Origin of the sequence: Pandoraea sp. NE5 (assembly GCF_024363545.1) — a bacterium.
In the GTDB taxonomy this organism is placed as follows: domain Bacteria; phylum Pseudomonadota; class Gammaproteobacteria; order Burkholderiales; family Burkholderiaceae; genus Pandoraea; species Pandoraea cepalis.
This window is the reverse complement of record NZ_AP025517.1, coordinates 3447771-3469272: the sequence shown is the minus strand read 5'-3', so window position 1 is coordinate 3469272 and position 21502 is coordinate 3447771. Positions and strand designations below refer to the sequence as shown.

Below are 21502 nucleotides of genomic sequence, written 5' to 3'. Positions count from 1 at the left end.
TAGATCTTATCGTACGTGCCATTAATTGTATTGGACGATTATCAGACTGAAACGTACGCTGGTCTCCAAGAAGGTACGGTGCCGAGGCACCGCACGATAATCCAGGAGACAGTGAATGCTCGAACTTCGGCAAACGCCCGAGACGTCCAACATCCCCGATAGCCGCGGCATCAATTTCTTCCTTAGCGACCCATCGTTCGGCGCGCTGCTCAAGAGCTACCTGGGCGAGACGGTGTTCCATGGGGTCCAGGACAGACTCGTCGCACTGGGACAACGCGCGTCCGACGAACTCGACGCATGGGCGACGACCGCCGACCACCATCCGCCCGCGCTTCGCCCGCGCACGCGCCGCGGCGAGGCGATCCAGCACATCGAGAAACACCCCGATTACGTCGCGCTCGAACGCGTGGCGTACAGCGAACTCGGCCTCGCCTCGATGAGTCATCGCAGCGACGCACCGCCGCCGCTCGTCAAGTACGCGCTCACGTTCCTGTTCGTCCAGGCCGAATTCGGCCTCTGCTGCCCGGTCAGCATGACCGATTCGCTCACGCGCACGCTGCGCAAGTTCGGGTCGAAGGCGCTCGTGGACCGCTATCTGCCGAGGCTCGTGTCGCAGGACTTCGACACGCTCTTCCAGGGCGCGATGTTCATGACGGAGCAGGCGGCAGGCTCCGATACCGGACGCACCGTGACGCGCGCGACCCGCGGCGTCGATGCCGACGGCAACGAGGTCTGGAAGCTGACCGGCGACAAGTGGTTCTGCTCGAACGCCGATGCCGATTTGGCCATGGTCCTCGCCCGTCCGGACGGCGCGCCCGAAGGCATGAAGGGACTGGCGCTGTTCCTGCTCCCGAAGGTGCTTGAAGACGGCACGCGCAACCGCTATCAGATCGTTCGGCTGAAAGACAAACTCGGCAGCCGCTCGATGGCAAGCGGCGAAATCGTGCTCGACGGCGCCGAGGCCTACCTCATCGGCGAAGTGGGCCGCGGCTTCCAGCAGATGGCGGACATGATCAACATGTCGCGGCTGTCCAACGGCGTACGTGCGGCCGGCCTGATGCGCCGCGCCCTCACCGAAGCGCTTCATGTGGCGAGACATCGTTCGGCCTTCGGTCGCAAGCTCATCGAGATGCCGCTGATGCAGCGCCAGTTGCTGAAGATCATGTTGCCGGCGGAACAGGCACGATCGATGTTCATGCAAATCGCGACGCTCCTTCCCCGCGCCGACCGCGGCGATGCGCTGGCGGCCAAATGCGTGCGCATCCTCACCCCGCTCGTGAAGCTGCGCGCATGCCGAGACGCTCGCCAGGCCACCGGCGACGCGATGGAAGTGCGCGGCGGCGTGGGCTATATCGAGGAGTGGGCCGACCCGCGACTCGTGCGCGACGCGCATCTGGGCTCCATCTGGGAGGGCACGAGCAACATCGTGGCGCTGGACGTGGCACGGGCCACGCGACGTGAAGGCGCGCTGGCATCGCTCGGCCAATATGTTCATACGCTGCTCGACGATACGGCATTGCCGCCGGCCACCGTCGCCTTGCTGCGCAACGTATTCGAGCGCGCCAGCGCCGCGCTCGACAGCGTGGCGGAGTGCGGCCGCGACGAGAACGTGCGCGAGGCGGCAAGCGCCGTGTACAACGCGACAACGGCAGTGTTCATGGCGACGGAAGCGGCGCGCCTCGCCCCCGACTTTCGCCGGCTTGCCCTTGCCCACCTCATCGTCGAACACAAGTTGCTGCCGCGCGACCCGCTCGCGCCGAAGGATGTCCGTGACGATGCGCCGTTGCTTCGTCGGTTGGTCGATGAGACGCCTGTCTCCCTCGACGCCGCGATGTCGCTCATGCCCACGCAGGAAGGCGGTGCGCGATGAGCGCCGCTCGTGTGACCGGCGCCCTTCAGGGACTTCGCGTCATCGACCTGAGCCGGGTGCTGGGCGGCCCGTACTGCACGCAGGCGCTCGCTGACCACGGCGCCCAAGTGATCAAGCTCGAACCCCCGGGCGGCGACGAAACGCGCGGCTGGGGCCCTCCCTTCGTTGGCGAGACGGCCTCGTATTTCGTGGGCGTCAACCGGAACAAACAAGGGATTTGCGTCGACCTGTCGCGCGAGGAAGGTCGCGAAGTGCTGTGGCAACTACTCGACGGCGCCGACGTGCTCGTGGAGAACTTCAAACCCGGCACGCTCGAGCGTTGGGGGATGGAATACGCCAGGCTCTCCGAGCGCTATCCGCGCTTGATTCACTGCGCGATCTCGGGCTTCGGGCCGGACGGCACCCTCGGCGGCCTGCCCGGCTACGATGCCGCCATTCAGGCGATGACGGGACTGATGAGCGTGAATGGCGAAAGTGAAGGACCCGCGCTGCGCGTCGGTCTTCCGGTGGTGGACATGGTCACCGGGCTCAATGCGCTGTCGGGCATTCTGCTGGCGCTCGCGGAACGCGAAAAGAGCGGTCGGGGTCAGTCGCTCGATATCGCGCTGTACGACTGTGCCGTCTCGTTGCTGCATCCGCACTTGCCCAACTACTTCGGCAACGGCCGCACGCCGCAACGCAGCGGCAATGCGCATCCGAACATCACGCCGTACGACAGCTACCGAACCGCGACCGAGCCCATCTTTCTCGCTGTCGGCAACGACCGACAATTCGCGAAGCTGGTGTCGCATCTGAACGCGCCGGAACTCGCCGAAGACGCGCGTTTCGTGGATAACCGCAGTCGTTGCGAACATCGCCGCGAGCTCAAGGAAATCCTGGAAACGCTTCTGCAAGCCCATGCATGCGAGCCGCTCGCGGCCGAGCTGATTCGTGGCGGCGTGCCGTGCGGGCCGGTGCAAACCGTCGATGCCGTCGCCCGGCACCCGCATACGCGCCACCGCCAACTGATCGTCGAAATCGGCGCGTACCGCGGCACCGGCACCCCGATCAAGCTCTCGCGAACGCCAGCGACGTATCGCACGCCCCCGCCCACCCTCGGCGGCGATACCCGCGCCGTGCTTGACGCGCTCGGTGTCGACGCAACAACGCAGCAGCGGTTGTTCGACGCCGGGGTGCTCAAAGGCTGAACGCGCTCCCGCCCCCTCAGAAACAAGCATTCGAAACAAGCCGGCGATCGAGACCGGCCATCCTTACCTGGAGACATTTCATGCAGAACCACGCTCAGGGCAGCCCGGCGCGTCAGCCGGGCCGTGCCGCCTTCGCCGCTTTCGTCGGCACCACCATCGAATGGTATGACTTCTATATCTATGCGATGGCGTCGGCGCTCATTTTCAACAAGCTTTTTTTCCCGCAAGGCGATCCGTTCTACGCCACGCTGGCATCGTTCGGCACGTTTGCAGTCGGGTTCTTCGCGCGTCCGTTCGGGGGCTTGATCTTTGGCCACATCGGCGACCGGATCGGCCGAAAGAAAGCCTTGGTCGCCACGCTGGCGATCATGGGGATCGGCACGGTCGGCATCGGTTTCCTGCCGACTTATGCGAGCGCCGGGGTACTGGCGCCCACGCTCCTCGTCGTGCTGCGCATCGCCCAGGGCATTGCGATCGGCGGCGAATGGGGCGGCGCGGTGCTGATGGCGGGCGAGCATGCGCCGCAACGCAAGCGCACCTTCCTTGCGTCATTCGCTCAGCTCGGCAGCCCCGCCGGATTGATTCTCGCGCTGCTCGCTTTCAAGACAGTGGGACATCTTCCGCGCGAAACGCTGATGGGCTGGGGCTGGCGCCTGCCCTTCCTGGCCAGCGCGGTACTGCTCGTCATTGGCGTATTCATCCGCGCGAGCGTATCGGAATCCCCGGAGTTCACGGCAGCCATCGAACGGGAGAAGCCTGCGCGCCTTCCCATCGTCGACGTGCTGCGCAATGCATGGGGCACCGTCCTGCTGTGCCTGGGCGCGAACGTGATCGGCGTGGCCGGCGCATGGTTCCTCAACACATTCATGCTCAGCTTCACCACCCAGACGCTTGGCTTGAGTCGCGAGATGATCCTGGACTGCCTGTTCGTGGTGGCGTTCGTTCACTTCTTCAACCAGCTCTTTTCCGGGTGGATCGCGCAGCGCGTCGGGCCGGTCAAGTTTCTTGCGTGGGCCGCCGGGCTCGCGATGCTGTCGCCATATCCCATGTTCGCCCTGGTGTCGACGGGTCGGCCTGTGGCCATCGTCATCGGCATCGGGATTGCGGTGGTGTGCATGTCGGGTTCGTATGCCGTGATGGCTGGGCTCATGACCGATGCGTTTGACGTACGCTATCGCTACTCCGCGATTTCACTGTCGTACCAGTGCTGCGCGGCGATCGCCGGCGGTCTGACGCCATTGATCGGCACCGTGCTGGCCCACGCGTGGCCGGGGCAGTGGTGGCCGCTGGCTCTGTTCTATAGCGCCCTTGCCGCCGTGTCGCTGGTTTGCCTCATCGGGCTGCAATGGAAGAAGTCCGTCTATCGCGCACCGGCGTCGGTGGCGGTGCCCGAATAAGCCCTCGGCAGCTTCGGGCGGCAACGTCGGTCGGTGTGACGATCGGCGTTGCCGCGACACGACACTCAGTCGTAAGCTCTCGCATCCTCGACCCACGTCCCATCCACCGGCAGTGTTCCGGCGGTGACGAAATCGACGTCCCCGCGCAGTCGCGTCACGTCGCGCAACGTTTGCTGCACCCGTGCAGCCAAGCCTTCCGGCGGCGCAGTGTTCGTCTCGCAAATCAGGCGCATCCGATCCTCTCCGACACGCCCCTCCACCCTTAGCCTCAGGCGCACCAACTCTGGATAGCGCTTGGCAATTTCGCCAATCTGCCCGGGATGAACGAACATGCCGCGCACCTTCACCGTCTGGTCGGCGCGTCCGAGCCAGCCCTTGAGCCGCATATTGGTGCGCCCGCAAGGGCTGATCCCCGCCTCCACGGCAGACAAATCCCCCGTCGCAAACCGAATCAGCGGATAGTCCGGATTGAAATTCGTGACAACCACTTCGCCAATTTCGCCCTCGGGCACCGGCTTCGTGCCCCCTGGCTCCACCAACTCGACGAGCACGCTTTCGTCAACGATCAACCCCGCCTGCGCGTCGCTCTCGAACGCAATCAATCCTAAATCCGCCGTGCCATACGACTGCCGCGCCGTCACGCCACGCGCACGGAACCACTCACGCAACGAAGGCGGCAGCGCCTCGCCGGACACCGTAGCGCGTCGAATACTGCCGACATCCGCACCGACCGATTCGCTCTTCTCCATCAGGATCTTCAGGAATGACGGCGTGCCTGCATAGGCGACCGGTCGCAAATGACGAATCGCCTCGAGCTGCAATTCGGTCTGCCCGACGCCCGCAGGAAATACGCAGCAGCCCAACCGCGCCGCGCCGGTCTCGATCATCATCCCGGCCGGCGTGAAGTGATACGAGTAGGTGTTGTAGACCAGATCACCGGCGCGCAGTCCCGCCGCAAACATCGCGCGCGCAAACCGCCACCAGTCGCTGCCGCGCCCGTCCGGCTCATAGATCGGCCCGGGCGATTGATAGACGTGCGCCAGGGCGCCGACAGGCGTGGCATTCAAGCCCCCCAGCGGCGGATGACGCACCTGGAACGCCGTCAGGTCGGACTTGCGCGTCACCGGCAGACCCGCCAGTGCATGGCGCGAACCGATCTCTCGCGCGTCCACCGCCCCGAGCGCTTGTGCAAAATACGCCGCGTGCGCCTGAGCGTGTCCGACCTGCGTCGGCAACGCCGCCAACAGCGCCTTTTCGCGAACCTCCGGCGCACGGGTTTCCAGTTTGTCGAAGTAATCGTTCATAGTGACGGAAATACGTTGAGGATTAACGATCGGTGCACAATCGTCCACACGGGCAAGCGCGAGCGCTCAAGCGCTCACGCAATCCAGCGCTTGCGTCGTCGATAACTCTTGACGTTGCGGAAGCTCCCCGCACTGTTGTCCCCGTCCTTGGCGATGCCAAGATAGAACTCCTTGACGTCCTCGTTATCGCGCAGCGATGCCGCGTCGCCGTCCATCACCACACGCCCGTTCTCAAGGATGTAACCGTAGTCCGCATAGCGCAGCGCCACCATCGTGTTCTGCTCTGCCAGCAGAAAACTGACGTTCTCGCGCTGATTCAAATCACGCACGATCGCAAAGATCTCTTCGACGACCTGCGGTGCAAGCCCCATCGACGGCTCATCGAGCAGCACCATCGACGGCTGCGCCATCATCGCGCGCCCGATCGCGCACATTTGCTGTTCGCCCCCCGAGGTGTAGCCCGCCTGTGATTTGCGTCGCGTCTTCAAGCGCGGGAAATAGGCGTAGATGCGCTCCAGCGCATGTTGTTGTGCGCTACGCGACGCGTGACGCACATAGCCGCCCGTCAGCAGGTTTTCTTCAATGGTCAGGTGCGCGAAGCAATGACGTCCCTCCATTACCTGGATCACGCCCCGTGTGACGAGGCCGTTCGGCGTAAGCTTCTCGACGCGCTCGCCGCGATAGTCGATCGTGCCTTTCGTCACTTCGCCGCGCTCGGCCTGCAGCAGATTCGAAATCGCCTTGAGCGTCGTACTCTTGCCAGCCCCATTGGCCCCGAGCAATGCAACGATCTTGCCCTCGGGCACCGTCAGCGACACGCCCTTGAGCACGAGAATGACGTGGTCGTAGATGACTTCGATATTGTTGACGCTCAAACTCGCTTCCATGCATGACTCCAGGATCGATGCGACGGTAGGTCGTCGACCGTCGTCCGCACTGCGCTTCGCCGTGCGGACGACGGCGTCGATCACATCTTGTAGCAGGCGGGTGTCATTCCCTTCTCTTTCGCATACTGCTTGGCCGACGCTTCGAACAACGGGTGAATCAGACGCCGATTGCCCTCGATCCAGTCGGATACCATCACCCACTTGGCCCCATCCCATTGCTGGATGCGCACCTTGCCTGAGCCCTCGTGGTCCTCACAGCTCGTCTTGATGTCGGGCAGCAGCCCCGTGGCGCCCAGGGTCTTCAGGCGGGCCGCGTCGATATTCAGATTCTCGAGCGCCCAACGCACCTGCTCCGGCGTCATGACCCGGCCCTTGCCGAACTTATTCTGAGCGGTATTGAGCGCCTCGACCGTAGCGACCGCCGCAGACACGCCGCGGTTGTAGAGCACGGAGCCAACCTTCGACGAATCTTGCAGATTGCCCTTGCCTGCGCCATAGACCACCTTCTCGATGTCGGCGATCAGCGGCACCTGCTTGCCCGCCACGTTCCAGGTCGCGCTCATGTACCCCTTGGCCGCCGGGCCCGCCGGAATCGTGTCTTCCTCGGAGCCGGCCCACCAGCTACCGACGATCCTGTCGCGCGGATAACCGACCTTTTGCGCTGCCTTGAGTGCGGTCTGGTTCATCACGCCCCAGCCCCAGAACACGACGTAGTCGGGGTTTTCCTGACGAATTCGCAACCATTGCGCGCCCTGCTCGTTCCCCGGATGCGCCACCGGAATCTCGATCAGGTTGAACTTGTGGATCTTCGATTCGGCCTGCAAGGCGACAATCGGCTCCTTGCCATACGCCGAGTCGTGATACAGGTAGACGATCTTCTTCCCGTTCAGCGAGCCATGGTTCTTGTCGGCCAGGAACTTGATAATGGCCGACGCTTGCATCTGGTACGTCGTGACCAGCGGGAACGCCCACGGGAATACCGAGCCATCCACCGCATCGGTACGGCCGTAGCCCATCATCACGAGCGGCACCTTGTCCGTCGCCGTCTTGTCGATCAGCGCGTACGAAATGCCCGTCGCCATCACGTGGTACGCCGTGCCCTTGGTGACCGGGTTCTTTCCCTTGAGACGCTCGTAGCACTCCACGCCCTTGGCGTTGTTGTACTCGGTCTCGCACTCCTCCCATGTCAACTTCACGCCGTTGACACCGCCATGCTTGAGATTCACGTATTGCAGATAGTCGATAAAGCCGCCATAGAAGGACTGACCGTTCGCCCCATACGGGCCGACCCGGTAGTCGGCAAGTGCGATGAACTGATCGTTCGACTGCGCAAACGACGCGCCGGCGCCCCCCATGCCAAGCACGAGCGCCATGCCTAACGATGCCGTCAATTGTTTCGTGTTCATGCTGTGTCTCCGTCTGTGGTTTTTTTCATGGCAAACGCTGCTGCGGTACCGCACGACGCACCGTGCGCCACCGTGTCCAACCTCAATGCGGGAAGGGCCAGATGCGCAACTTCTCCTTGGCAATTTGCCAAAGCCGCGCCAGCCCATGCGGCTCGACAATCAGGAAGAAGATGATGAGCCCGCCAAACACCATCAACTGAATGTGCGAAACGGTCGCATTCGTGAACGGCAAGTGCATAAGCGTGGCCATCGCTGGCAACGCGCTATCGAGCAGAATCGGCAACAGCAGGATGAATGCAGCGCCCAGAAAGCTCCCCAGAACGCTGCCAACGCCGCCGATAATGATCATGAACAGGATGCGAAAGGACAGATCCAGTGAGAAGCCGTCCGGCTCGACGGAACCGAGGTAACAGTAGGCATACAGCGCGCCAGCCACACCGCAATAGAAGGAGCTGACCGCGAAGGCAAGCAATTTGACGCGCATCAGCGGAATACCGATCACCTCGGCAGCGACGTCCATGTCGCGTACCGCCATCCACGCGCGACCGATGTGCGATCGCACCAGGTTCTTCGCCACGAGCGCCATCACCGTGACGACGCCGAGCACGAACAGGTATTTGCGTACCGGCGTGTCAACGTCGACGCCGAGCATCGAGATCTTCTGCGCGGTGATCACCCCGGACGAACTGTGGTTCGAGAGCCATGGAAATTTCGTCAGCACCCAGAGCACAAAGAACTGGGCCGCCAGCGTGGCGACCGCCAGGTAGAAGCCCTTGATGCGAAGCGATGGCAAGCCGAACGCCACGCCCACAATTGCGGCGCAAACGCCACCCAGCGTGAACGAAGCAAGAATAGGCATGCCCTCGATGCGCAACTGGAAGTTGTACGACGCGTAGGCGCCCACCGCCATGAACGCCGCCGTTCCCAGAGACAACTGCCCCGCATAGCCTGTCAGGATGTTGAGGCCCAACGCCGCGAGCGAGAACACGAGAAACGGCACGAAAATCGCCGTAAGCCAGTATTCGGAGGCGACCCACGGCAGCACGCCGAACGCGACGGCAAGCAAAGCGCAGACGGCGAACCGATCCTGGCGGATCGGAAAGATCTGGCTATCGGCTTCGTAAGAGGTCTTGAACTGCCCGGCTTCGCGATAGAACATGGATGGCCTCTGCGGTAAATGCTTGTACGTTCGTTTGGAGTTGACAGCCGTCGGCTCAGACCCGATCGATATGCCGCTCGCCAAACAGTCCTTCCGGGCGAACCAGCAGGAACAGCAGCGCAAAGACATAAGGGAACCAGCCCTCGATGCCCCCGAAATTCCCACTGAACTGACTTTCCAGCAGTTGCGGCACGTAGATCTCCGCGAGCTTTTCCGCCGCGCCGATGATCAATCCCCCGACAATCGCCCCCGGAATCGACGTGAAGCCACCCAGGATCAGCACCGGCAGCGCCTTGAGCGCGGTCATCGTCAGCGCGAACTGCACGCCGTTGCGCGATCCCCAGAGCATGCCGGCAACGAGCGCAACGAACCCGGAGACGCTCCACACCACGACCCAGATGCGTTGCAATGGAATACCCAGCGAGAGCGCCGCCTGGTGATCGTCGGCCACGGCACGAAGCGCGCGGCCGATGCGCGTGGCCTTGAAGAACAACGCCAGCAACGCCACCAGCACGGCGGCAATGCCGGCCGCGGCCAGATCGAAGCGGCTCACGAGCACGCCCGTCGAGTCCAGGATCGATGCGATGGGCTCGTCGACGATGCCCAGCGACAGCGGGCGCACCTCATTGCCCCACAACAAAGGCGCGAGGCCTTCGAGGAAGAACGACAGCCCGATCGTCGCCATGAACAACGTGATAGGCGACTGGTTCACCAGCTTTCGCAGCACGAAGCGCTCCGTCGCCAGGCTCATCAACACCATGACGCCGAATGCGCCAATCGCGGCCAGCCACAGCGGCAAGCCGTGCTCCATCAGTCCGACCACCGACAGCGCCGCAAAATACACCATCGCGCCCTGGGCAAAGTTGAACACGCCAGATGCCTTGAAGATCAGCACGAAGCCGAGCGCGACGAGGGAATACATCACCCCGGAGAGCAGCCCGCCGATCAGGATTTCCATAAAGAACTGCATCGATGTCTCCCAGTTGCCAACGCGTTGCCGGCAATCGCTTATCGCCTGGCCGTCATGCGGCGGCGGGCATTCCGTGCGCTACCCCCAGATAGGCACGTATGACTTCGGGGTCCGCCCTGACTTCAGCGGGAGTTCCGTCACCGATCTTCTTGCCATAATCGAGCACCACGACCCGATCGGAGATATCCATCACTACGCCCATGTCGTGTTCGATCAACACAATCGTCGTGCCGAACGCTTCGTTGACGTCCAGGATGAAGCGGCACATGTCGCGCTTCTCTTCGAGATTCATGCCGGCCATCGGCTCGTCGAGCAACAGCAGCCCCGGTTCGGCGGCAAGCGCGCGCGCCAACTCGACACGCTTTTGCAGACCGTAAGGCAGACGTCCGACCGGCGTCTTCCGGATGTGCTGAATTTCGAGAAAGTCGATGATCTCTTCGACCTTGACGCGATTCGCCATTTCCTCTTGCCGCGCCCGGCCCCACCAGAGCGCGCTGGCCAGCAGGCCCGAGCGCATTCGGGTGTTACGGCCCGTCATGATGTTGTCGAGCACCGTCATGCCCTTGAACAGCGCGATGTTCTGAAACGTGCGCGCCACGCCCTGGCGCGCGGCCGACGTCGGATGCATTCGCTGTCGCAACTGCCCACGGAAGACAATCGCGCCCTGCTGCGGGTGGTAGACGCCGTTGATCACGTTGAGCATGGAACTTTTGCCCGCGCCATTGGGGCCGATGATCGCGCGGATCTCGTGCTCGCGAACGTCGAACGAGATATCCGTCAATGCCTTCACGCCGCCAAACGACAGGCTGATGTGCTGCAAATCGAGCAGAACGTCGCCAAATGTCCGGATGTCGTGCATGCCTTCTCCCGCTAAGTGCCTGGCTGAGTGCCAATGTTGAGGTCGGTGCGCTGGTCGATGCGACGCTCAAGCGGCGCAGCGCAATGCCGCAGGCGCAGGGTCGTCTGTCGATTCGCGCGCACCGATCACACGCGCCGGATGTATCGTGAGCGTGGCACTCACGCTGCCTTCGCGTCCGTCCTCGAACCTCACGCGCGTTTCGATGAATTGCACCGTCTTGCCAGAATAGAAGGCATCGACCAGCACCTCGTATTTCTGCGCGATGAACGTGCGGCGCACTTTGCGCGTGCGCGTCAGTTCGTCGTCATCCGGGTCCAGCTCCTTGTGCAGAATGACGAAGCGCTGAACCTGCGCGGCGGAAAAGGCGCGCTCCTTGGCGAGATCCGCATTCACAGTCTCCACGCAACCCAGAATCAGTTCGGCGACGCGCGGATGGCAGGCCAGGTCCACATATCCGGCGTAGGCGAGGTTCTGCCGCTCCGCCCAGTTCCCCACGGCATCCATGTCGATGTTGATGAAGGCACACACCCCGTCGCGACCGTCGCCGAATGCCACCGCCTCCTTGATGTACGCGAAGAACTTGAGCTTGTTCTCGATGAACTTCGGCGCGAACAACGACCCACAGGCCAGTTTGCCGACATCCTTGGCCCGATCGATGATGCGCAGATGACCATCGGCATCGATGATGCCGGCGTCGCCCGTGCGGAAATAGCCAGCCTCGTCGAGGGCTTCGCACGTGGCATCGGGCCGCTTGTAGTACGCCTTGAGCAAGCCCACCCCGCGCACCAGCACTTCGCCGTTGTCGGCGATCTTGATGTCCATCCCGGGCGCGACCGGCCCCACGCTGTCGAATCGCACCTCTCGATCCGGTTGCAGGCAGACATATGCGCACGTCTCCGTCTGCCCGTAGAACTGCTTCAGATTGATACCGATTGCGCGATAGAACCGAAACAGATCCGGACCAATCGCCTCGCCAGCGGTGTATGCCGTGCGAATCCGGCTCATGCCGAGCGTGTTGCGCAGCGGGCCGTACACACAAAGATTCCCGAGTGCGTACTGGACCCGATCGAGCCACGACACCGCACGACCGTCGAGCACCGCCGCGCCGCACCGGTTCGCCACGTTCATGAAGTGCGCGAACATCACGCGCTTGACCCGACTCGCATCTTCCATGCGAATCATCACTTGCGTGAGCACGTTCTCGTAGACGCGAGGCGGCGCAAAGTAATAGGTGGGCCCGATCTCGCGCATATCGGTGGCGATGGTTTCGGGCGACTCCGGACAGTTGACGGTGAATCCCGCCACCAGCGCCTGCGCGTAAGAAAACAGATGATCGCCCACCCAAGCCATCGGCAGGTACGACAGCACTTCGTCGCCGGGGCCGAGGCGATCGAATGCACTTCCGTGAAACGCTGCGCCAATCAGCCCCGCGTGCGAATGGCATACGCCCTTGGGCTTGCCCGTCGTGCCGGAGGTATAGAGGATGGTCGCCGTATCGTCGGGCTCGCCGCCGGCCACGGCATCGTCAAAGTAGCGCGGGTGCCTGGCGTCGAACTCGCGCCCCTGCTCGATGGCCGACACGTATGACTGCAGTCCCGCGGCATCGTAGCCCCGCAGGCCTCGCGAATCTTCGTAAATGATGTGGGATAGCCTCGGCACCTGGGCGCGCAGCGCCAACAGCTTGTCGACCTGCTCCTGATCTTCGACGATGGCGAAATCGATTTCGGCCTCGTCGAGCACATGCGTCATTTCCGCTGCCACGGCGTCCTGATAGAGCGGCACGGCGACGCCGCCGAGCGCTTGCGCGGCCGTCATTGCCCAGTACAGGCGAACGCGGTTATTACCGACAATGGCGAGGTTATCTCCGCGCTTGAAGCCCGCGGCGGCCAGCGCGCACGCCAGCATCCGGACTTCTTGCGCGGCGGCGTGCCAGGTCCAGCATTGCCAGATCCCCAGATCTTTTTCCCGATATGCCGTGCGGGTGCCGCGTGTGGCCGCGTGGGCCAACAACAAACGCGGGAAAGTGGTCCGCTCCTGCATGCCTGTCTCCTGTGTCTCGCCACGATTCGACTTGTGTCGAGGGGCGTGGCGTGGCTCGGTCGGCGCGCGTGCGTGTGGCACGCTCCCTACAGCTAGCAACGTCTCTGACGGACGTCATTTTTAGTGGCACTTCGTCATTCACGATGGCTTGTGATCGTCGGCACCATGGAGCGGCGACGACTATCCCTGGCGACAGGCAGCTTCTATACTTGCACTTCGGCGTCGTGCACGAATCGCCGTGAAGACTTGTCGCGCCGCTCTCAGGCAAGGCGACGATACCTCATGGATCACGACGGATTTGTCACCCGGATGACAATCAAGGGAAAGTCCCTATATGTCGCTCGAAACCCTGTTGCAACGCAGCGTATGGGCGCAAGGACTAACGCCCGCGCAACGCGAACGTGTCGTGGCCGAGATTCAGGTGCGGCCGGTCGAGAGCGGTGGCTATGTGTGCCGCAAGGGAGACCCGTCGCACGCCTGGTTTGGCGTCATCGACGGACTGGTGAAGATCGCGACGGCATCGGCCAGCGGGAAGTCCGTCACGTTCACGGGCGTGCCTGCGGGGGCATGGTTCGGGGAAGGGTCGGTGCTCAAGCGCGAGAACCGTAAATACGATGTGATGGCACTGCGCGATTCCGTCCTTGCCCATATGCCGATTGCCACGTTCGACTGGTTGCTCGACACGAGCATTCCCTTCAATCGCTTTCTCACGCTTCAGCTCAATGAGCGGCTGGGTCAGTTCATCGCGGCGGTCGAGCACGAACGATTACTCGACACCGACGCGCGCGTTGCGCGCTCCCTGTCGTCGATGTTCAACCCGACGCTCTATCCGTCCGACGACACCACCGTACAGATTTCACAGGAAGAGCTGAGCTATCTCGCCGGCGTTTCACGGCAGCGCGTCAACCTGGCGCTCAAGGTGCTGGAGCAGGCCAAGCTCGTCAAGGTCGACTACGGCGTGTTGACGATCCTCGACCTCGAAGGGCTACGCGAATTCGGGATGTAAGCGGCGCCGACATGGCATCACGGCGCCGCGCATCGCACACTGACGAAGAAGAAGAAGCCCGCTCACATTCGCGGACCCTCCATTCTTACACCTTAAGGTTGCTCCGATTACTTGGCAGCGGCGATCACGGCAATCTCGACGAGCAGATCGGGGGCTGCCAGACGCGCCTCTACCGTAGCACGCGTCGGGGTATTACCCGGGCTCGTCCACGCATCCCACACGGCGTTCATGCCGGCGAAGTCGGCCTCGATGTCCTTCACCCAGACCTGCGCCGAGAGCAGACGCGACTTGTCGATGCCGGCGTCCTTCAGATAGCCATCGATCTTTGCGAGCACTTGTTGCGTCTGCCCAGTGATGTCCTGACTGCGATCGTCTGCCGTCTGGCCGCCGATGTAGACCGTCCCGTTATGCACCACGACACGGCTCATCCGTGCGTTCGTGTGATGGCGTTGAATATCGCTCATTAACCACATCTCCAAGAGAATCAAAAAAGTAGCGGGTGGGAGGCGCGAGTCCCCTCACCTACTTGGGAAAGTCTGCACGTTCGCTCAGGGCGTCGGCGCCGCCGACCGCGGTGGCCAACTCGCCCAACGTCACCGGCTTGATCGGAGGACGGATGCGATAGTACCCGACCTCCGGCACCGCACAGCCCTGGGATTGCGCCAGCAGTTCGGCCACGGTCAAGCCGCAGAACCGGCCTTGACATGGCCCCATGCCGCAACGCGAAAAACTTTTCGTCTGATTCGGACCGACACAACCCAAGCCCGCCATGCGCCGCACGTCGCCCGCCGTCACCTCCTCGCAGCGGCACACGAGGGTGCTGTCGTCGGCCGGTATGCGAAACGCCTCGGCCGGCCGGTACAGCGCATCGAGGAACGGGCGGATCGCCGTATGTGCCGCCAGCTCACGGCGCAGCGACAGCGCGCGCGAGTCGCGCTTCGCAGCGTCGAGCTTGCCGAGCTTCACCGCGGCCTGCACGGCAGCGAGTCGTCCGGACGGTTCGGCGGCAAGCGCACCGGCGATACCCGCACCATCCCCCGCGACGAAAATGCCCGGCAGGCTCGTCTCGCCCCAGGCGTCCGTCTTCGGATGCCAACACAGTTGCGCGTCGTCCCACGCATGCTCGCACCCGATCGAGCGCGTGACCTGCGTGTTCGGAATCACCCCTTGATGCAGCAACACCAGCGACGTGTCGATGCGCTCGGTACGCCCGCCCACGACATACTCGATGCCCTCGGCGTGCGTGGTTCCCAGCACGCGCAGCGCTTCGACATGTTTGACGTGCCGCACGCCCGCCGCACGAATGGCCCGCAGCAGCTTGAAGCCCTTCATCAGATACGACGGCGCGCGCAACGCCCCGCCCGCGTGACGCAACGCCTCGCGGCGCCCGCTTGCCTCGGCCGTGTCGAGAATGGCGCGTACCGGCACGCCGGCATTGATGAGCTGCCAGGCAAACAGATAGAGCAATGGGCCGCAGCCGGCGAGCACCGCCGGGGAGTCGGGCACCAGCGCCGACGCCTTGAGCAACGTTTGCGCCGCCCCCACGCCCATTACGCCGGGCAACGTCCAGCCGGGAATCGGGAACGGTCGTTCTTGCGCGCCGCCAGCGAGCACGATGGCGCCGGCCTCGATCTGCAGCGTTCCGCCGCCCGCGCCCTGGCGCGTGACCGACACGCGTCTGTCGGCGCCGATCTGCCACGCGAGCGTCTGCGGCCAATAGGCGATGCCGGCCGACGTAAAGGCATCGACGAGCCCACGCCCACGAAGATAGTCCGGCCCGAGCACGCCCGGGTCGGCCAGCGGCGAGCGGCTCACGCTGCGATAAATCTGTCCGCCGGGCAACCCGTTCTCATCGACGACGAGCGGCTCGAGCCCATGACGCTTCGCTTCGAGCGCCGCCGCCAATCCCGCAGGCCCAGCCCCGACGACCAACAAATCCACGACTTTCGTGCTCATGCCACACTCCTCGCACCGTTCATTCGACGCACCTGCATGCCTTCGCGCACCGGTGTCATGCACCCCTGCCGGTTGGGCACGCCGTCGATCTCGACGAGACAATCGAAGCACACGCCCATCATGCAGAACGGCGCGCGATCGCTGCCGGTGACCGGTGTGGTCCGACACGCTGTCACGCCCACGAAGAGCAGCGCGGCCGCCACATTCATGTCGCTCGGCACATCGACCGGCGTGCCCTCGAAAAATACTTTCACCGTCGCGCCATCCTTGCGCGCCAGCGACTTAAGCAGCGAAACGTTTGGCATAGAAATGATCCAGTAGCGCAGGACGCGGCGCGCCGAGAATCCACGGCGCGAGGGTTTCACAATGCGCAGCGGCAAGCGTCACGCCGCTGTGACAGGTCGCGAGGAACGCGCCCGGACAGGCCTCGGAGGCCTCGTAGATCGGCAGACCGTCGTCCGTCATCACCCGCAACGCCCCCCACGCGCGCACCACGCGCACGTTCTTGAGCAGCGGGAACGGTGCAATACCGCGCCGGGCAATATCGGCGAGCACGTCGGGCGTCACACCGTCGTTGAAGCCCACGTCTTCGGCCGAGTCGCCGAGCATGACCGAGCCCTCGACGGTCTGACGCACGTAGATGGTCGGATAGTCGAGAAACGGCTTGACGCGCTCGGTCACAATGATCTGGCCGCGCAACGGTTTGACTGGCGCGCGTAGACCCACCATCGGCGCGAGATCGCGATTGCCCAGACCGGCCGCAAGCACGACGCGGCCGGCTTCCAGCGACACGTCGCCCATGCTCACGCGAAACGCGCTGCCCGTCTGACGAATATCGGTCACACGCAGGTTCGGTGCATACTCGCCGCCCGCCTGCTCGAACGCGGCGAACAGTGCGCGCAGCGTATAAAGCGGGCTGACGTGACCGTCGTTCGGAGAATAGATGGCACCCACCACGTCGGGGCCGATGGCCGGCAGACGCTCGGCAAGCGCCTTGTGATCGAGCACTTCGTACCGGAGGGTCGGTTCGGCCTCCTGCAGCTTGCGCATGTTCTCGACCTTGCTCGCCAGCTCCTCCGGCGTCTGGGCGATGTTGAACCCGCCGGGACGTTGAAAGCCGATGGAAACGCCGGTGCGTGCGAAGAGCTCGTCAGCCAGGTTCTGCCACAGGTTGGCGGAGTGCAGCGACCAGCGGGCGTAGTCCGTGCACGTACCGCCTTTGCCCTGCACCCAGACCAGTCCGAAGTTGCCGCGTGCGGCTCGCAGCGAGTTGTCTTCGCCATCGCACACGACGACGCGTTGCCCGCGCTTGGCAAGCCCGTAGGCAATCGCCATGCCGACCAGGCCGCCGCCGATGACGGCGATATCGTAGGTTTTTTGCATGTTTTAGTGATTTCCGATCAGAACCTTGTTCAGCCCGTAGACGCGATCGAGGATCAGCATCACCGCCAACGTCAGCCCGATGAGCAGCGTGGAGATGGCGGCCACACTCGGGTCCACTGTCTCGCTCATGTTCATGTAGATGCGCACCGGCAAGGTGATCGTGGTGGGCGCCGTCACGAAGATCGTGGCCGTCAGTTCGTCGAAACTGTTGATGAAAGCGAGCACCCATCCGCCCGCCAGCCCCGGCAGGATCGCCGGTAGCGTGATGCGGCGGAACGTCGTCCAGCGTCCGGCGCCGAGCGAGCGCGCCGCACGTTCGCTTTCGTCGGCCTGCCCCACGAGCGCCGCCATGATCAGGCGCAGCGCATACGGAAAGATCAGCAGCGCGTGGCAAGCGACGAGGCTCACGAACGAGCCGCCCATGTTCATCAACGTGAACAGCCGCAGGAACGCAATGCCGAGCACCACCGGCGGAATCATCAGCGGCGAAAGCAGGAACGAGTTGATCGCGGCGCGCCCCGGAAAGCGGTAGCGCGCCAGCCCCATCGCCGCCGGCACTGCCAACACCGTCGACACGGTGGCCGACGTCACCCCCAGCCACAGACTCGTGCGCAGCGCCGACAGAAAGTCTTCATCGTTCATGAGCGACGCGAACCAGCGCAACGAAAAGTGCCGCGTCGGAATGGACAGGAAGTCGTCCGGCGTGAAGGCGACCAGACACACCACGACCAGCGGCGCGAGGATGAAGACGAGAAACACGACGTGAAACGCGATCGCCCCCACGCCATTGCGGTCGTACCGAGAGTCTTGTTGATTCATCTGTATTCCCCTCAGCCCAGACGGCGCGTAATGCGCCGCTCGATGGCGCGGTTGTATCCGGTGATGATGGCCACGTTCACGATCAGCAGGACGATGGCAATCGCGGCCCCCAGCGGCCAGTTCAGCGAACCGAGGAACTCGTCGTAAGCCGTGGTCGCGACCACTTTGAGGCGACGGCCACCAATCAGCGCCGGCGTTGCGAAGGCGCTCGCCGTCAACGCGAAGACGATCAGACTGCCGGAGAGAATGCCCGGCGTGATCTGTGGCAACACCACCCGCCACATCACCGTCGCACGCCCCGCCCCGAGCGAGCGCGCCGCATGCGCGACGGCCGGATCGAGCCGGGTGAGCGAGGTCCACACCGAGAGCACCATGAGCGGCACCAGCACATGCACCAGCGCCACCGTCACCGCGCCCATCGTGAAGAGCAGCTGCAAGGGATGTCCAATCAGCCCGAGCTTCAAGAGCACCGTGTTCACCAGCCCCTCGCGGCCCAGCAGGATCGACCAACCCAGCGTTCGCACAACGACCGAGATGAGCAGCGGCCCGAGCACGAGCACCAGGCAGAGCGAGCGCCACGGATCGCGCATGCGGAACAGGAAGTAAGCTTCGGGCACGCCGACCAGCACGCAGAGCACGGTCACGCCGACCGAGAGCAGCAAGGTGCGCAGGAAGATCTCGTAGAAATAACTGTCCGTGAGAATGTCGGCATAGTGCTGCAGCGAGATCGTCGGCAGCACGCCGCCCAGGTTCGCGTCGAAGCCATGCAGGCTCAACACGAACGTCAGGACGAGCGGTACCGCGAGCAGCACGAGGAAGTACAGCGTCGCCGGCATGACGAGCGCCCAGGCCGAGCGGCGCTGGCTGGCGATCTCCGGCGAAATTGCCGCCGTCGCTTTCATTTCCGGCATGGCCGATGCCTCCGGTGGCGTGGACGTCGCAGCACTCATGCCCCCTCCCGCACGAGACGCAAGGCATCGTCGGCCCAGTCCAGCCCCACCGCTTCGCCGTCGTTGGCTGCCACCACGCCATCGTTGGACACGAGCACACGCAGCTCGCCCAGGGCCGTCGATACGGTAAGCACCCAATGGTTGCCGTGGAAGCTGCGCTGGCCCACTCGGCCCGCGAGCCGCCCCGCCGTCGCCGACGTCAGGCGAATGCGTTCGGGCCGCAGACTGAATGTCGCCGGGCCATTGCCCTGCGCCGCCGATGCCTGCCCCGCATGCGCGGGCGACACGGCGAGCCGGTGCCCTTGTGCGTCGAGCACCGGCACGCCGCCGCGCACATCGAGTTGACCGGAGATGAGATTGGTCTGCCCGATGAAATGCGCGGCGAACGTGGCGCGCGGGTCTTCATAGACCTCATGTGGCGTATCGATGCGCACCACATGCCCAGCGTTGAGCAACACCACGCGATCGCTGATCGCAAGCGCCTCGGCCTGATCGTGCGTCACCATGACGGTCGTCGTGCCGACCTTGCGTTGAATCGCGCGCAACTCGTCCTGCATCTGCTCACGCAGCTTGGCGTCGAGATTCGAGAGCGGTTCGTCGAGCAACAGCACGGGCGGTGCGATCACCAGCGCCCGGGCCAACGCCACACGCTGACGCTGACCGCCTGAGAGTTCGCGCGGATAACGCTGCGCGTGCTGGCCGAGATGCACCAGCTCCAGCGCGTCCTGCACGCGGCGCTGCTTCTGCCCGGGGTCCACGCGGCGCATGTCCAGACCGAACGCAACGTTCTGCGCCACGGTCATGTGGGGGAACAGCGCGTAGCTCTGGAACACGATCCCGAGTCCGCGCTTTTCCGGCGGTACCGGCGTGAGGTCGCGGCCCTCCAGCAGAATACGACCGCTGCTGGGGGCGACGAATCCGGCGATCATCTGCAACGTGGTGGTCTTGCCGCAGCCGGACGGGCCCAACAGGGAAATGAATTCGCCCTGTTCAATCGAAAGATCGACGCCCTCGACCGCGACGGTCTCACCGAAGCGCTTGCCGAGTTGCTCGAGACGCAAATATGGAGTGCTCATGACGCTTAGGGTCTCCGTGCGACTTAACGCTCGATCTGACGGTTCCAGCGCTGCGTCCACTCAGCACGCTTCGCGTTGACGACATCCCAGTCGACACGGATGAGCTTGTCGATCTGTGCGGGCGACGGCACACGTGCAGCCACCGCCATCGAGAGTTGCGTCTTCTTGTTCGACGGCGCAACGCCTGCACTTTCGGCAAGAATGGCCTGGGCCTGCGGCGAGAGAATCATTTGCACGAACTTCTGCGCCAGCGCTTCGTTGGCGGATTTGTCTACCACGCACATGCCCATGGCAAGCGCCACCGCCCCTTCCTTCGGATACACGAACTCGGCCGGAATGCCCTGTTGGCGCAACGCCTGAACGCGGCCGTTGCCCCACACGGCGATGGCGACCTCATCCGATTGGAACAGCTCGGCGATCTTGCCCGGCGACGGATCGAACGACAGCACGTTCGGCGCGATCTTCTCCATCGCGCGGAAGCCCGGTTCGATGTTGCTGTCGCTGCCGCCGTTGATCTTCGATTCGACCAGCAGCCCGTGCAGGCCATACGTGTTCTTGATGCTCGGCATCACGAGCCTGCCCTTGTACTTCGGATCCGACAGGTCCTGCCACGACGTCGGCGCAGGCCAGCCCTTCGCCTGGAACACGCGCGTGTTGTAGGCGATGCCTGTGGCGATCAGGCCGGCCGCCACGGCGTTGCCGCCCTTGAACTTCGCGATGTCGTACAGATCGTGATAGACGGGCGCGTCGGCGAGCTTGCCGCAAAAGCCCATCTGGAGGGCCTGATACATGGGGCCGTCATCGAGGAAGACGACATCCATGCCGGCCTTGCCTTTTTGCGCCTGCAACTTCGCGAGGTTGGTCGTCGAATCGCCGGGCACGATCACCACCTTCGTGCCGGGGTTCGCCTGCTCGAAACTGGGAATGACGTCCTTCTTGAGCATCTGTTCAAACGAACCACCGTAAGCGCCGACATACAACGTGGTGTCGGCGTAGGCAGCGCTGGCGCCGAATACCGTTCCGGCGACACCGACCGAAATGGCCGCGGCGCGGGCAAGCTTGCGAAGCGTTTGGGGAACGACAGTCTTCATCGATAAGCTCCTTGCGTGAAGTAGGGTTATGTGATGTTATGGCCCGGCAATTTCAAAAAACCCACAACCAGTTGCGTGGTTTACGTAGGTTCATTTTCGACGCAAGCACCGTCAAATCACATTTTTTCGCCCGCCCATACAT

Annotated in this window: 19 protein-coding genes; 4 read left to right on the top strand and 15 right to left on the bottom strand. The window is 63.6% G+C overall.

What is annotated here, in order from left to right:
* Nucleotides 1-115: 115 nt before the first annotated feature.
* From PanNE5_RS15845 to PanNE5_RS15835, 3 genes are all read left to right on the top strand, one after another.
* On the top strand, nucleotides 116-1870 hold the full coding sequence (locus PanNE5_RS15845; RefSeq protein WP_261938348.1) for an acyl-CoA dehydrogenase family protein: 1755 nt from the start codon (nucleotides 116-118) through the stop codon (nucleotides 1868-1870).
* Entirely contained in the window at nucleotides 1867-3057 is a 1191-nt protein-coding gene (locus PanNE5_RS15840; protein WP_261938347.1) for a CaiB/BaiF CoA transferase family protein, read from the top strand. Before PanNE5_RS15845 ends, PanNE5_RS15840 begins: the two co-directional genes overlap by 4 nt.
* An 80-nt stretch (nucleotides 3058-3137) precedes the next feature.
* On the top strand, nucleotides 3138-4454 hold the full coding sequence (locus tag PanNE5_RS15835; RefSeq protein ID WP_261938346.1) for an MFS transporter: 1317 nt from the start codon (nucleotides 3138-3140) through the stop codon (nucleotides 4452-4454).
* A 65-nt stretch (nucleotides 4455-4519) separates the two neighbouring features.
* Here the strand turns inward: PanNE5_RS15835 and PanNE5_RS15830 are convergent, their stop codons facing one another.
* The 7 genes from PanNE5_RS15830 to PanNE5_RS15800 all read right to left on the bottom strand — a co-directional run bounded on the left by PanNE5_RS15830 (nucleotide 4520) and on the right by PanNE5_RS15800 (nucleotide 13079).
* On the bottom strand, nucleotides 4520-5758 hold the full coding sequence (locus PanNE5_RS15830; protein ID WP_017233428.1) for a phenylacetate--CoA ligase family protein: 1239 nt from the start codon (nucleotides 5756-5758) through the stop codon (nucleotides 4520-4522).
* A gap of 74 nt (nucleotides 5759-5832) precedes the next feature.
* Entirely contained in the window at nucleotides 5833-6645 is an 813-nt protein-coding gene (locus PanNE5_RS15825) for an ABC transporter ATP-binding protein (RefSeq protein WP_017233427.1), read from the bottom strand.
* Between the two features lie 80 nt (nucleotides 6646-6725).
* Entirely contained in the window at nucleotides 6726-8018 is a 1293-nt protein-coding gene (locus PanNE5_RS15820) for an ABC transporter substrate-binding protein (protein ID WP_051060141.1), read from the bottom strand.
* A gap of 115 nt (nucleotides 8019-8133) precedes the next feature.
* Complete coding sequence (locus PanNE5_RS15815) at nucleotides 8134-9210, bottom strand: branched-chain amino acid ABC transporter permease (protein WP_017233425.1); 1077 nt, start codon at nucleotides 9208-9210, stop codon at nucleotides 8134-8136.
* 55 nt (nucleotides 9211-9265) lie between these two features.
* Nucleotides 9266-10180 (bottom strand): branched-chain amino acid ABC transporter permease, encoded by a 915-nt coding sequence (locus tag PanNE5_RS15810; RefSeq protein WP_017233424.1) that lies wholly within the window; start codon nucleotides 10178-10180, stop codon nucleotides 9266-9268.
* A 52-nt stretch (nucleotides 10181-10232) separates the two neighbouring features.
* Complete coding sequence (locus tag PanNE5_RS15805) at nucleotides 10233-11039, bottom strand: ABC transporter ATP-binding protein (RefSeq protein ID WP_017233423.1); 807 nt, start codon at nucleotides 11037-11039, stop codon at nucleotides 10233-10235.
* A gap of 66 nt (nucleotides 11040-11105) precedes the next feature.
* A complete protein-coding gene (locus tag PanNE5_RS15800) occupies nucleotides 11106-13079 on the bottom strand; it encodes an AMP-dependent synthetase/ligase (protein WP_261938345.1) in 1974 nt (657 codons plus the stop codon).
* Between the two features lie 334 nt (nucleotides 13080-13413).
* On the opposite strand from PanNE5_RS15800, the gene PanNE5_RS15795 reads away from it, so the two are divergent.
* Nucleotides 13414-14085, top strand: a complete 672-nt coding sequence (locus PanNE5_RS15795; protein WP_017233421.1) for a Crp/Fnr family transcriptional regulator — start codon at nucleotides 13414-13416, stop codon at nucleotides 14083-14085.
* 107 nt (nucleotides 14086-14192) lie between these two features.
* On the opposite strand, the gene PanNE5_RS15790 is transcribed toward PanNE5_RS15795, so the two are convergent.
* Genes PanNE5_RS15790 through PanNE5_RS15755 form a run of 8 tightly spaced genes read right to left on the bottom strand, consistent with a single transcriptional unit; the run spans nucleotide 14193 to nucleotide 21360 of the window.
* A complete protein-coding gene (locus PanNE5_RS15790) occupies nucleotides 14193-14549 on the bottom strand; it encodes a RidA family protein (RefSeq protein ID WP_017233420.1) in 357 nt (118 codons plus the stop codon).
* Nucleotides 14550-14607: 58 nt separating this feature from the next.
* The gene (locus tag PanNE5_RS15785; RefSeq protein WP_261938344.1) at nucleotides 14608-16041 is read right to left on the bottom strand and encodes an NAD(P)/FAD-dependent oxidoreductase; all 1434 of its coding nucleotides are present in this window, start codon (nucleotides 16039-16041) and stop codon (nucleotides 14608-14610) included.
* Nucleotides 16038-16346, bottom strand: a complete 309-nt coding sequence (locus PanNE5_RS15780) for a (2Fe-2S)-binding protein (protein ID WP_261938343.1) — start codon at nucleotides 16344-16346, stop codon at nucleotides 16038-16040. The genes PanNE5_RS15785 and PanNE5_RS15780 overlap by 4 nt, the downstream gene beginning before the upstream one ends.
* A complete protein-coding gene (locus PanNE5_RS15775; protein ID WP_017233417.1) occupies nucleotides 16324-17424 on the bottom strand; it encodes an NAD(P)/FAD-dependent oxidoreductase in 1101 nt (366 codons plus the stop codon). Before PanNE5_RS15775 ends, PanNE5_RS15780 begins: the two co-directional genes overlap by 23 nt.
* 3 nt (nucleotides 17425-17427) lie before the next feature.
* Nucleotides 17428-18243 carry an ABC transporter permease gene (locus tag PanNE5_RS15770; protein WP_039830192.1) on the bottom strand — a complete coding sequence of 272 codons (816 nt, stop codon included), beginning with the start codon at nucleotides 18241-18243 and terminating at the stop codon, nucleotides 17428-17430.
* 11 nt (nucleotides 18244-18254) lie between these two features.
* The gene (locus PanNE5_RS15765) at nucleotides 18255-19193 is read right to left on the bottom strand and encodes an ABC transporter permease (RefSeq protein ID WP_026131846.1); all 939 of its coding nucleotides are present in this window, start codon (nucleotides 19191-19193) and stop codon (nucleotides 18255-18257) included.
* On the bottom strand, nucleotides 19190-20269 hold the full coding sequence (locus tag PanNE5_RS15760; protein ID WP_261938342.1) for an ABC transporter ATP-binding protein: 1080 nt from the start codon (nucleotides 20267-20269) through the stop codon (nucleotides 19190-19192). The genes PanNE5_RS15765 and PanNE5_RS15760 overlap by 4 nt, the downstream gene beginning before the upstream one ends.
* A gap of 23 nt (nucleotides 20270-20292) precedes the next feature.
* Nucleotides 20293-21360: an ABC transporter substrate-binding protein gene (locus PanNE5_RS15755; RefSeq protein WP_017233413.1), complete on the bottom strand. Its 1068-nt coding sequence runs from the start codon at nucleotides 21358-21360 to the stop codon at nucleotides 20293-20295.
* Between the last annotated feature and the right edge of the window lie 142 nt (nucleotides 21361-21502).

What these genes read in the sequence shown, in the direction of transcription:
- PanNE5_RS15755 (WP_017233413.1), bottom strand. Translation starts at nt 21,360, where the DNA reads ATGAAGACTGTCGTTCCCCAAACGCTTCGCAAGCTTGCCCGCGCCGCG.
- PanNE5_RS15835 (WP_261938346.1), top strand. Translation starts at nt 3,138, where the DNA reads ATGCAGAACCACGCTCAGGGCAGCCCGGCGCGTCAGCCGGGCCGTGCC.
- PanNE5_RS15785 (WP_261938344.1), bottom strand. Translation starts at nt 16,041, where the DNA reads ATGAGCACGAAAGTCGTGGATTTGTTGGTCGTCGGGGCTGGGCCTGCG.
- PanNE5_RS15815 (WP_017233425.1), bottom strand. Translation starts at nt 9,210, where the DNA reads ATGTTCTATCGCGAAGCCGGGCAGTTCAAGACCTCTTACGAAGCCGAT.
- PanNE5_RS15775 (WP_017233417.1), bottom strand. Translation starts at nt 17,424, where the DNA reads ATGCAAAAAACCTACGATATCGCCGTCATCGGCGGCGGCCTGGTCGGC.
- PanNE5_RS15830 (WP_017233428.1), bottom strand. Translation starts at nt 5,758, where the DNA reads ATGAACGATTACTTCGACAAACTGGAAACCCGTGCGCCGGAGGTTCGC.
- PanNE5_RS15825 (WP_017233427.1), bottom strand. Translation starts at nt 6,645, where the DNA reads ATGGAAGCGAGTTTGAGCGTCAACAATATCGAAGTCATCTACGACCAC.
- PanNE5_RS15780 (WP_261938343.1), bottom strand. Translation starts at nt 16,346, where the DNA reads ATGCCAAACGTTTCGCTGCTTAAGTCGCTGGCGCGCAAGGATGGCGCG.
- PanNE5_RS15760 (WP_261938342.1), bottom strand. Translation starts at nt 20,269, where the DNA reads ATGAGCACTCCATATTTGCGTCTCGAGCAACTCGGCAAGCGCTTCGGT.
- PanNE5_RS15840 (WP_261938347.1), top strand. Translation starts at nt 1,867, where the DNA reads ATGAGCGCCGCTCGTGTGACCGGCGCCCTTCAGGGACTTCGCGTCATC.
- PanNE5_RS15795 (WP_017233421.1), top strand. Translation starts at nt 13,414, where the DNA reads ATGTCGCTCGAAACCCTGTTGCAACGCAGCGTATGGGCGCAAGGACTA.
- PanNE5_RS15820 (WP_051060141.1), bottom strand. Translation starts at nt 8,018, where the DNA reads ATGGCGCTCGTGCTTGGCATGGGGGGCGCCGGCGCGTCGTTTGCGCAG.
- PanNE5_RS15800 (WP_261938345.1), bottom strand. Translation starts at nt 13,079, where the DNA reads ATGCAGGAGCGGACCACTTTCCCGCGTTTGTTGTTGGCCCACGCGGCC.
- PanNE5_RS15810 (WP_017233424.1), bottom strand. Translation starts at nt 10,180, where the DNA reads ATGCAGTTCTTTATGGAAATCCTGATCGGCGGGCTGCTCTCCGGGGTG.
- PanNE5_RS15770 (WP_039830192.1), bottom strand. Translation starts at nt 18,243, where the DNA reads ATGAATCAACAAGACTCTCGGTACGACCGCAATGGCGTGGGGGCGATC.
- PanNE5_RS15790 (WP_017233420.1), bottom strand. Translation starts at nt 14,549, where the DNA reads ATGAGCGATATTCAACGCCATCACACGAACGCACGGATGAGCCGTGTC.
- PanNE5_RS15805 (WP_017233423.1), bottom strand. Translation starts at nt 11,039, where the DNA reads ATGCACGACATCCGGACATTTGGCGACGTTCTGCTCGATTTGCAGCAC.
- PanNE5_RS15845 (WP_261938348.1), top strand. Translation starts at nt 116, where the DNA reads ATGCTCGAACTTCGGCAAACGCCCGAGACGTCCAACATCCCCGATAGC.
- PanNE5_RS15765 (WP_026131846.1), bottom strand. Translation starts at nt 19,193, where the DNA reads ATGAGTGCTGCGACGTCCACGCCACCGGAGGCATCGGCCATGCCGGAA.